Here is a 9579-nt window from a genome sequence, read left to right on the forward strand (position 1 = left end):
AGTCGCCTCCAGCGGGCTTCATCCGACTTCAGCTGTCGAAAGTGTAGAACTTCGTGTGGTCCAGCAGATCCGCCGGACGCACGTCGTTCCACGGCTTCATCGTCTCGTTCAGGTCGACGACGTCCGGGGTGCCGCCCGTCGGCACATACCCCGCGTCCGGATGCCGCCGCTGCCACTGAGCCCACAGCTTGTCGACGTAGGCGTGGTGCAGCCAGAACACCGGATCGTTGGGCGAGGCCCCAGTGGCCATGTGGCCGCCGACCCAGACATGGACCCGGTTGTGCAGATTGACCCCGCGCCACCCCTCCAGGTTGTTGCGGAAGCCGTCCGAGGCACTGTTGTACGGCGCCATGTCATACGTCGCCATCGACAGCACCGACTCCACCTCCGCGGCGGTCGGCAGCGCGCGCACGGCCGTGCCGAGCGAGCGGCGCAGGAAGGTACGGCCGTCCACCCGTATGCTGATCGGCCAGTTGCCGGCCGAGGCGGCGAACGGGCCGTCCATCACCCGGCCGTCCGTGCTGCGCCCGGTGCCGCCGAGGAAGTCCGGCGCCCACAGCCCGGCCCGCAGTGTCCGGTCGGCGCTCCAGTCCCAGTACGGCAGCGCGACCGAGGAGTCCACCGATTGCAGCGCCTGCTCGAAGTCGAGCAGGAATCTGCGGTGCCAGGGCAGGAAGGACGGGGAGCGGTGGCCGGTCCGCTCGCCGGTGTCGGTGTCCGACATGATGAACTCGTTGTGCGTGCTGACGAACTCGTCGTAGCGTCCGCTGCGCTTGAGTTCGAGGACGGCGTCGACGAATCGCTTCTTCTCGTCGGTGGTCAGCGTGGCCTGGTTCTTGCGTACGGTCATGGCGTGCGATGCTCCGGAAGTCCTTGCGGGGGCGTTCAGTTGGCGGGGAAGGGCAGCAGCGCGGCGCCCTGCAGCTCGTCCACGGCGGCACGGGCGGCGGCGCGCGGGGTGGTCACCGGGTCGTAGTGGCTGACGATGCTGATCCAGCTGCCGTCGGCGTTGCGCATCACGTGCAGCTGGACGCCGTCGATCAACACCTCGAATCCGCTGCCGTGTTCGTGGTGGTGGTGTCCGCCGCCGCTCATCGGGCGGCCCTGTATCCGGCGGCCCTTGTAGACCTCGTCGAAGTTCTCGGGGGGCTTCGGCATCGGCATGGGGCGGCCGTGGCCGGCGGCCGAGGCCGTGGGTGCCGCGAGGGCGGTGACGGTGGCCGTCGCGGCGAGGGCGGCGGTCGCGGCGAGCGCGCGGCGCCGGGTGATGTCGGGCATACGGGTCCTCCTGGAGGGTGTTCCGGTGGTGACGACGCATGCCTATCGGGGGCTTCGGGATCCGAAGAAATCGCCCGGAACCGGTTGGCTCCGATCCGGACAATTGGCCACATGTCGTACAGGGTTGAACCAAGATGATCTTGCTGTGACCGAAGGGGGATCTGCCCCGGAACGAGGAATTCCTTGCCGCGCCGGCTCCGATTCCCGTGATCCTTCTCGGCTGCCGTCCGTCCGAGTGGCCCGGCTCACCACGCCAAAGTGACGCGATCGGGAGGTCCGGGAGCATTGCTACCCTGCGGAGCCATCTGACCGCTCTGGGTGACTGTCACCTCTCCCCACGCACACCCGAGGAGTCCCGTCCCATGACCGTGCCCGACTCGTTCGACCAGACCTCGTCCGGCTACAGCCTGCAACGCGCCTACTGGCTGGCCCGCGCCGCCGATCTCGCCTACAAGGACCGCGCCGTCATCGAGGACCAAGCCGCGCGATGGGGCTTCGGCAGGGTGCGGCACCACGAGACCCGGTTCACCCCGCCGTTCCCGCTGCAGGACACCCAGGCGTACACGATGGCCAGTGACCGGATGATCGTCACCGCGTTCCGCGGCACCGAACCCGCCCAGATCAGGGACTGGCTCTCCGACGCCACGACCCCGCCCAGCCCCGGGCCCGGCGGCAACGGATACGTCCACTACGGCTTCGCCGAGGCCCTGCGCTCGGTGTACCCGGAGGTCGCCGGCGCCATCAGGGAACTGCGCACCGACGGCCAGAGCGTGTACTTCACCGGGCACAGTCTGGGTGGCGCCCTCGCGATGCTGGCCGGCGCCCGGATGTATCTGGAGGACCCGCACGTGGCCGCGGACGGCGTGTACACCTACGGCCAGCCGCGCACCTGCGACCGGCTGCTCGCCGACGCGTTCCACAAGGGATTCGGCGGGCGCATGTACCGCTTCGTCAACAACAACGACATCGTTCCGCAGCTGCCGCCCGAGCCCGTCTTCACCCATGTCCGGGCGCTGCGCTACATCGACTCCGGCGGCAGGCTGCACGAGAGCATGCCGATGTTCTCGGCCCTCGCCGACCGGGCCAAGGGGCTGACCGCCGACGCCTTCGCACCCGCCTCGGACGGCATCCGCGACCACTTCATGCGCAACTACCTGGCCGCCCTGGAGAAGAACCTCACCTGAGGGTCTCTCGCGCCGGCACGGAAAACATCGGAAACCATCGGTGAATGGCGATTCACTCGATAGGGTGAATTGTCATTCACCCTAGGATCGTGCCGCCCGCAGGAGTGCCGATGGACCAGCCCGCCCCGATATCCCGGCCACCGGCCGGAACGTCGTCCCGGCTGCGGGACCGGCTCACCATCCCGGTGCTGGCGTCGGGCGGCATCCTCATGGCGGTCATGCAGACCGTCGTCGTCCCCCTGCTGCCAGACCTGCCCCGGCTCACCGGAGCGTCCGCCGCGACCGTCTCCTGGACGGTCACCGCCACCCTGCTCTCCGGCGCCGTCCTCACCCCGGTACTCGGGCGGGCCGGCGACATGTACGGCAAGCGCCGGGTGCTCACGTGCGCGCTCGCGCTGATGACCATCGGCTCGGTGATGTGCGCCCTGACCTCGGACATCGGCGTGCTCATCGCCGCCCGCGCGCTGCAGGGCGCCGCCGCCTCCGTCGTACCGCTGTCGATCAGCATCCTGCGTGACGAACTCCCGCCGGAGCGGCGCGGCTCGGCGGTGGCGCTGATGAGCTCCACCGTCGGCATCGGTGCGGCTCTCGGCCTGCCGCTCGCCGCCCTCGTCGTCCAGTACGCCGACTGGCACACCATGTTCTGGCTGACCGGCGCCCTGGGCGCGGCGGGCGTCGCGGCGACCTGGTGGGCGGTCAGGGAATCGCCCGTACGCGAGCCCGGCCGCTTCGACGTGCCGGGCGCGCTGGGGCTCGCCGCCGGACTGGTCTGCCTGCTGCTGGGCGTGTCACAGGGCGGCGCCTGGGGCTGGGGGAGCGCACGGGTCCTCGGGCTGTTCCTGGGGGCGGCCGTCGTCCTTGCCCTGTGGTGGTGGCAGCAACTGCGCGCCGCACGGCCGCTGGTCGACCTGCGGCTGGTCTCCCGGCCGCGGGTGGGCCTGTCGCATGTGGCCGCCCTGCTGACCGGGTTCGCCTTCTACGCCAACTCGCTGGTCACCGCCCAGCTGGTGCAGGCGCCGAAGGCCACGGGCTACGGGCTCGGCCTGTCGATCGTCGCCACCGGTCTGTGTCTGCTGCCCGGTGGCGTGACCATGCTGTTGCTCTCGCCGGTGTCGGCCCGTATCTCGGCCGCGCGCGGCCCGCGGGTCACCCTCGCGCTGGGCGCCGCCGTCATCGCCTGCGGCTACGCGGTCCGGATCGCCGACAGCCGCGACCTGTGGATGATCATCCTGGGGGCCACCGTCGTGGCGACCGGGACCACGCTCGCCTACTCGGCGCTGCCGACCCTCATCCTGCGGGCCGTCCCGGCCGCGCAGACCGCCTCCGCCAACGGCGTCAACGTCCTCATGCGCACCATCGGCCAGGCCACCTCCAGCGCCGCCGTGGCCGCCGTCCTCGTCCACCACAGCAGCCCGGCCGGCGGCGTCCCGGTCCCCACCCTGCGGGGCTATCAGCTCGCCTTCGCGATGGCGGGCGCCGTCGCCCTCGCGGCTTGCGCGGCCGCCCTGACCATCCCGGGCGACGGCCCCTCGGACGGCACCCGCCGCGCCGAGGGCGCCACCGAAGGCGCCCTCGACGAGGCGATGGAGGAAGCATGATGCCCGGATCCGCTACGACCGCCTCCGTACGCCGTGACGCCGAGGCCACCAAGGCCGCCATCCTCAAGGCCGCCCGGCACCTCCTGGCCCGGCACGCGCACGCCGACATCACGCTCAAGGCGGTCGCCGAACGGGCCGGTGTCAGCCCGCCGTTGATCGTGAAGTACTTCGGCAACAAGGACACCCTCTTCGCCCGCGTGATGTCCTTCGACACGGACGCGGACGCCCTGCTGGACGCGCCGCTCGCCGACCTCGGCCGGCATATGGCCCGGCACGTCGTGGCCAGCCAGCGCGAGCGCGGCGCCGACCCGCTGCTGCGCATCGCCTTCGCCCCGCTGCACGGCGACCACGGCGACATCCTGCGCGCCAACTTCCGCACCCAGGTGACCGATCGCCTCGCCGCGCGGCTCAGCGGACCCGACGCGGGCCTGCGCGCCGAACTCGCCGTCGCCGCACTCGTCGGCCTCGGCGTGATGTACGGCATCGCCTGCGGCCCGCGCCTGCGCGAGAGCGACATCGACACCATCGCCGACCGCTACGGACCGCTCGTACAGGCCCAGTTGACCCCAGAAGGCACCGTGCCGCGTACGCGGCCGGCCGCTCCCGGTAGTACCGCGTGAACTCCTGCACGACTCGCTGCCCGTCTACTCCTCCGACGCGGTGTCCGACGCCCTGGACACGTACACCAAGGACACGGTGTTCGCCGCGAACGACCACCGCACCTTCAACCGGCACGGCGAGACCTTCGACCGGGGCGAGACCTCCTCCGGCGTCGACTTCGCGACCGGTGTCGAGGCCGCCGCGCCCGCAACCGGAGCAGGCCCGCGCGAACACGGCCACCGCCAAGCGGCCGCCGCTGCCGGAGGAGACGTTCACCGCGATCCGCGAGCTGTACGAGCGGCGGATCAAGGACCAGGTCGAGCGGCGCTGGCAGGCACGAGGACGACGGCCGGCAGAAGGGGAGTACGGCTGCTCAGCCCGCGGCGAGGATCTCGGCCACCAGTTCGTCGACCGGCACGCGTTCCCGGCCCGGCGGGACCACTCGGTGGGTCTCCCGCAGGAACGCGGCGACCGTGGGTGCCCAGGCGAACACCACCGCGTGGTGCCGGCTGCCGTCCTGCCGGATGTCTCCGAGGAACTCCATGCGCAGCTCGTGCCACGCACCGGTCGCGGCCGGCCGCAGCCGCACGTCCCCGGCGCCGACCGGCCGGAGAAGACCGTCGGAGAGCATCTCCCGGTCCAGCCGCCAGCAGGCCAGCACCCGGCCGTCGTGGCCGAAGACCGCGGTGACGGCGAACGGGTCGGCGGCGTCGTACCGGAGATGGGCGAACACGGAACACCGGCCGGTGCCTTCTGCGCGCAACTGCACCACCAGGGTCGTGTGCACGAACGAGTTCACGCGAGGGCCTCCGGCGACGATCGGCTCACGGTCCTTACGTACCCGTGCCGCCCGGAACGCTCACTCCTGCGACGGATTCCGGCCGGTTCCGCGCAGCGCGGCCAGGCAGCTGCCGATGGCCTGCTGGAGGTCCTCCAGCCGCTGGACCATGTCGTCCTCGTAGAAGTCCTGGGCGTCGTCGAAGGTCAGCTCCTCGAACGCCCTGGTCGCCTTCTGCAGGCTGCTGTAGAACTTCGTCCGCCGCTCCTGGACGCGCAGTTCGGGGTCGGCCTCGACCGCCTCGGCGACGAGCGACTTCATGGTGTCGTAGGCCTCGGTGGCCCACTCGCCGGTGTCCTCGCCGTCCTCCAGCTCGTCGATCAGCGACAGATGCCGCTCGGCCTCCTCCCGCAGCCCGGCCGGAGCCTCGACGGTCTGCCCGGCCGGCGTCTTGATCTGGCCGGACTCGGCGATCTGGCGGACGTAGCCGATCCGGTCGGCGGCCCGGCTCTCGGTCGCGACGGCCTTCTTCAGGTCGTCGGTCCGTACGACGTCACGCGCCAGCTCCGCCTGCAGCTCGGGGTCCTCCCGCACCCGGTCCAGCAGGGCGGAGCGGGCCGCGCGGGCGGTGGAGGGGTCGGCGAGGATCGCGGCGCGCAGCGCGGTCGGGTTCTCGGCGACCTCCAGCGCCTTGGTGGGGCGGATGCCCTCGGCCTCGGCGGCCTCGGCGATCGCGGTGCCGCGCTCGGAGGTCGCGCTGGTGCGGGAGACGTAGTAGCTCAGCCATACGTCGGCGTCCGGCAGCTCGACCTCCTGGCCCGGCTGCAGTGCCTCGAAGTGCGGCACGAGCCCGTCGTCGGCGGCCCGGTCCCACGCCTTGTAGTAGCGCATGACCCGCTCCGGGGAGCAGCCGGCCAGCTGGGCGAACTCCTTCGCCGACACCTTCGGCGTCTCACCGGCGGCCTGCCCGCCGGGCCGCACACTGCGGGCCACCATCAGCGCGAAGGCCCAGCCCCCGGTGCGCGCATAGACGCCGAACTCGCGGGCGTCACGCGCCACGAGGTCGGACAGCGGCTGTGCGGCCGGGGCGGACGTCTCGGACGGGTCGATGACCAGGGTCACGGATGACTCTCCTGTAAAGGTGCTCAAAGGACGCTCAAGGACTCAAGGACTCGAGGACTCAAGGAACCGCACCCGGACTCGGGCGCGGACAGGAAAGCCTATCCGGGCGTCGGTCAGTCTCCCGAAGCCCGGAAGGTCTGCAGGAACGTCCTCAGCGCCAGCCGGTCGGCCGCGTCTCCCCACACCGCGGCCGGGGTGGTGAAGCGCAGGGAGAAGGCGTCGCCCCCGCCCAGCAGGAAGCCGCGCCCGAAGGTGTGCACGCGCGCGTCCCCCGTCCCCGCCAGCCACTCCAGGTCGGCGGCCTTGTGCCCCTGGTAGGTGGTGGCGCGGACCTGTCCGACGCGCTGGTAGCCGGGGAGCCGCTCCAGCCCCGGTTCGACGTCGTCCCGCCAGACGGTGACCGGGTCCGGGCCCACATGCTCGCTGTGTGTGACGGCGAGCGTGGGGGAGGCGCCGCCGCGGCCGAAGGTGATGCGGTAGGCGCCCGAGACGCGCTGGGTCGTCAGCCGCTTCCAGCCGGCGGGCAGAGCGACGGAGAAGCCCTCCGGAGCGGTGTAACGGTGGTAGCCGGCCGGCAGGGCGGGCGGGGTCGAGGCGCTCGGCGTGGGGCTCGCGGAGGGTGTCGCGGTGCCGCCGCCACGCCGGCCGGTGGACGTCGCCGAGGCGGTGGCGTGGACCGGTGCCTGCGCGGTGCCGGTGCCCGGCAGGTGGTGGGTCGCGGCCAGGACGGCGGCGGCGACCGTGACGACGGCCAGCGCGGTACCGGCCGCCAGAACACGTCTGCTCGGCTCCCGACCCGGCTCCCGTCCGGTGAGACGCACTCCCCGGTACGCACCGCGCAGCCGGGGCCTGGGTGCCGGCTGCCGGTCGGCGTAGGTCTCCTCGTCCAGGGTCCGGATCAGCGCCTCGCGGACCACCGGCCGGGTCAGCCGCTCCCGCGAGTTCTTCCGCAGCAGCCCTTGCACGGCCTGGGTGAGCGAGCCCGCGCGCAGCGGAGTGCGCAGCGGCAGCCGGTCCACGGCCTTCAGGGTGACGTCGGGCCTGCCCCGGTCCCGGAACGGCGGCCGGCCCTCCACCATCGTGTACAGCAGCGCACCCAGCGCCCACAGATCGGCGGCCGGCCCGACCCGCTCGTCGCGGGCCTGCTCCGGCGAGGCGTACGACGGAGCCGTGAGCCGTGGCACCAGGGTCGCGCCGGCCAGCCCGAACCCGGCGACGACGACCGGGCCGCTGTCCCGCACGAAGACCTGGCCGGGGCTCAACTCGCCGTGGGTGATGCCCTCGTCGTGCCCGGCCTGGAGCACATCGAGCAGCTCCAGGCCGATCCGGGCCGCCCGCACCACGTTGAACGCGCCCTCGCGGTCGAGGAGTTCGGAGAGTGGTGTGCCGTCGATCCACTCGGTGACCGTCCACAGGGTGCCGGCCTCCACCACCGCGTCGACGACCGTGGCGACCTGGCCGGGGCACAGCAGCCGCATGGTCTCCGAGGTCCGCACGACGCGGGCCGTGATCCGGCGCGCGGTGTCGTCCGCGGCAGGCTCCGGCAGGGCGGTCTGGGCCACCAGCCGGGGTTGCTCCGCCGCGACGTCCTCGGCGTACCACCACAGGCGGTTCGTCTCGCGGGCGAAGACCTCCAGGAGCCGGTACCGTCCGGCGACCAACTCATGTGCGGAGACGTGCGCCTTGACCATGGTCATCCCTCGCTGGAAACCCCTGTTGTGTGTCTCACAGTGGGTACGGGGCGCACGCGGGGGTGCGTTCAAAGAATCCGTGACCGGGTGCCAATCCTGCCTTTCATTCAATTCTTCGAAAGGGCTTTCGAGTTTGCGTTGGCCGCACCCGACGGTCGTTCGACCTGCGGGTAACCGAGGGTAAATGGCCGGGTGCGGCCGCGCCTCACAGCAGTCCGAACTGATCGGCCCAGCCGTTGAGTTCGCGTGGAGTCGTATTGCCGCCGCACACCACGAGTCCGATCCGGGCACCGTCGCCGACCCGGGCCGCCACCTGCCGGGCCGCCGGCAGCAGACAGCCCGCGGCCGGTTCGGCCCAGACCTTGGCGTGCTCGGCGAGGTCCAGACAGCCCTGCACCGCCTCCCGGTCCGGGACCACCAGCACCTCCTCGACCAGCGCGGACACATGGTCGTACGTCAGCTGGGACACGGAGGGCGCGCTGAGCGTGGTGACCAGGGAAGACAGGGGTACCGGCACCGGGCCGCCCGCCTTCAGCGCGCCGGACATCGCCTCGGCGCCCTCGGTCTCCACGCCCCACACGCGCACTCCGGGGCGCTTGGCGGCGAGGGCCGCCGCGATCCCGGCGATCAGCCCGCCGCCCCCGATGCTGACGACGACGTCCGTCAGCGCCCCGTCCCCGGCGTCCTCGGCCAGCTCCAGCCCGACCGTGCCCTGCCCGGCGATCACCACCGGGTCGTCGAACGGGTGGACCAGGGTCAGCCCCTCGTCCCGCAACCGCGTCACCAGCTGGAACGCACTGTCCATACCGTTGGTCAGCCGCACCGACGCCCCCGCCTGCTCGGCGAGCGCGAGGGAACGCGCGGGCGCGGTACGGGGCATGACCACGGTCGCCTTCACATCGAGGGCGGCGGCCATCACCGCGAGGGCGATGCCGTGGTTGCCGCCGCTGACCGCGACCACGCCCGCGGCACGCTCGGCCTCGCTCAGCGACAGCAGTTTCGCCGTCGCCCCGCGGGCCTTGAACGAGCCGGTGCGCTGGAGCAGTTCGAGCTTGGCGGTGACCGGGACGCCGAGCAGCGCGGTCAGGCCCGGGCTCGCCACGGTCGGCGTCCGTACGACATGTCCGGCGATCCGCTCCGCCGCGGCTTCGATCTCCTTGCTGCCGATCAAGGTGCTTCACCCTTCCGGCGCGGGGGTGAGGGCCGCGCCGATCGCACCCTGACCCGAGCGGACGGCCGGGGTCAACACGGTTTCACCGGTGGCCGCGCGAGGTCACAGCTCCCGGTCCACCAGATGGTCAAGCAGCCGGCACAGATTCCCGGCCGCG

The 9579-nt window shown here is 72.1% G+C and carries 9 protein-coding genes and 1 pseudogene; 4 read left to right on the forward strand and 6 right to left on the reverse strand.

The window, feature by feature from the left end; translation table 11 throughout:
* Positions 1–28 precede the first annotated feature (28 nt).
* Both melC2 and melC1 read right to left on the reverse strand, forming a co-directional pair.
* On the reverse strand, positions 29–850 hold the full coding sequence (gene melC2 / locus M878_RS87765; protein ID WP_023553066.1) for a tyrosinase MelC2: 822 nt from the start codon (positions 848–850) through the stop codon (positions 29–31).
* 35 nt (positions 851–885) lie between these two features.
* Positions 886–1278, reverse strand: coding sequence for an apotyrosinase chaperone MelC1 (melC1, locus tag M878_RS87770; RefSeq protein WP_023553067.1), 393 nt, complete (start codon positions 1276–1278; stop codon positions 886–888).
* Positions 1279–1640: 362 nt separating this feature from the next.
* On the opposite strand from melC1, the gene M878_RS87775 reads away from it, so the two are divergent.
* From M878_RS87775 to M878_RS95415, 4 genes and pseudogenes are all read left to right on the forward strand, one after another.
* Entirely contained in the window at positions 1641–2462 is an 822-nt protein-coding gene (locus M878_RS87775) for a lipase family protein (protein WP_023553068.1), read from the forward strand.
* Between the two features lie 110 nt (positions 2463–2572).
* Positions 2573–4060, forward strand: coding sequence for an MFS transporter (locus tag M878_RS87780; protein ID WP_023553069.1), 1488 nt, complete (start codon positions 2573–2575; stop codon positions 4058–4060).
* Entirely contained in the window at positions 4057–4680 is a 624-nt protein-coding gene (locus M878_RS87785; RefSeq protein WP_051430154.1) for a TetR/AcrR family transcriptional regulator, read from the forward strand. Before M878_RS87780 ends, M878_RS87785 begins: the two co-directional genes overlap by 4 nt.
* 61 nt (positions 4681–4741) lie before the next feature.
* Positions 4742–4991, forward strand: a pseudogene (locus M878_RS95415) (aldo/keto reductase); the annotation flags it as partial.
* Between the two features lie 42 nt (positions 4992–5033).
* Here M878_RS95415 and M878_RS87790 read toward each other — a convergent pair.
* The 4 genes from M878_RS87790 to M878_RS87805 all read right to left on the reverse strand — a co-directional run bounded on the left by M878_RS87790 (position 5034) and on the right by M878_RS87805 (position 9422).
* Positions 5034–5459: an SsgA family sporulation/cell division regulator gene (locus M878_RS87790; protein ID WP_023553071.1), complete on the reverse strand. Its 426-nt coding sequence runs from the start codon at positions 5457–5459 to the stop codon at positions 5034–5036.
* A gap of 60 nt (positions 5460–5519) precedes the next feature.
* On the reverse strand, positions 5520–6560 hold the full coding sequence (locus tag M878_RS87795; RefSeq protein ID WP_023553072.1) for a hypothetical protein: 1041 nt from the start codon (positions 6558–6560) through the stop codon (positions 5520–5522).
* Between the two features lie 113 nt (positions 6561–6673).
* Positions 6674–8257 (reverse strand): serine/threonine protein kinase, encoded by a 1584-nt coding sequence (locus M878_RS87800; RefSeq protein ID WP_031227014.1) that lies wholly within the window; start codon positions 8255–8257, stop codon positions 6674–6676.
* 199 nt (positions 8258–8456) lie between these two features.
* Positions 8457–9422, reverse strand: a complete 966-nt coding sequence (locus M878_RS87805; protein WP_023553074.1) for a threonine/serine dehydratase family protein — start codon at positions 9420–9422, stop codon at positions 8457–8459.
* Between the last annotated feature and the right edge of the window lie 157 nt (positions 9423–9579).

Source organism: Streptomyces roseochromogenus subsp. oscitans DS 12.976 (genome assembly GCF_000497445.1).
Lineage (GTDB): Bacteria > Actinomycetota > Actinomycetes > Streptomycetales > Streptomycetaceae > Streptomyces > Streptomyces oscitans.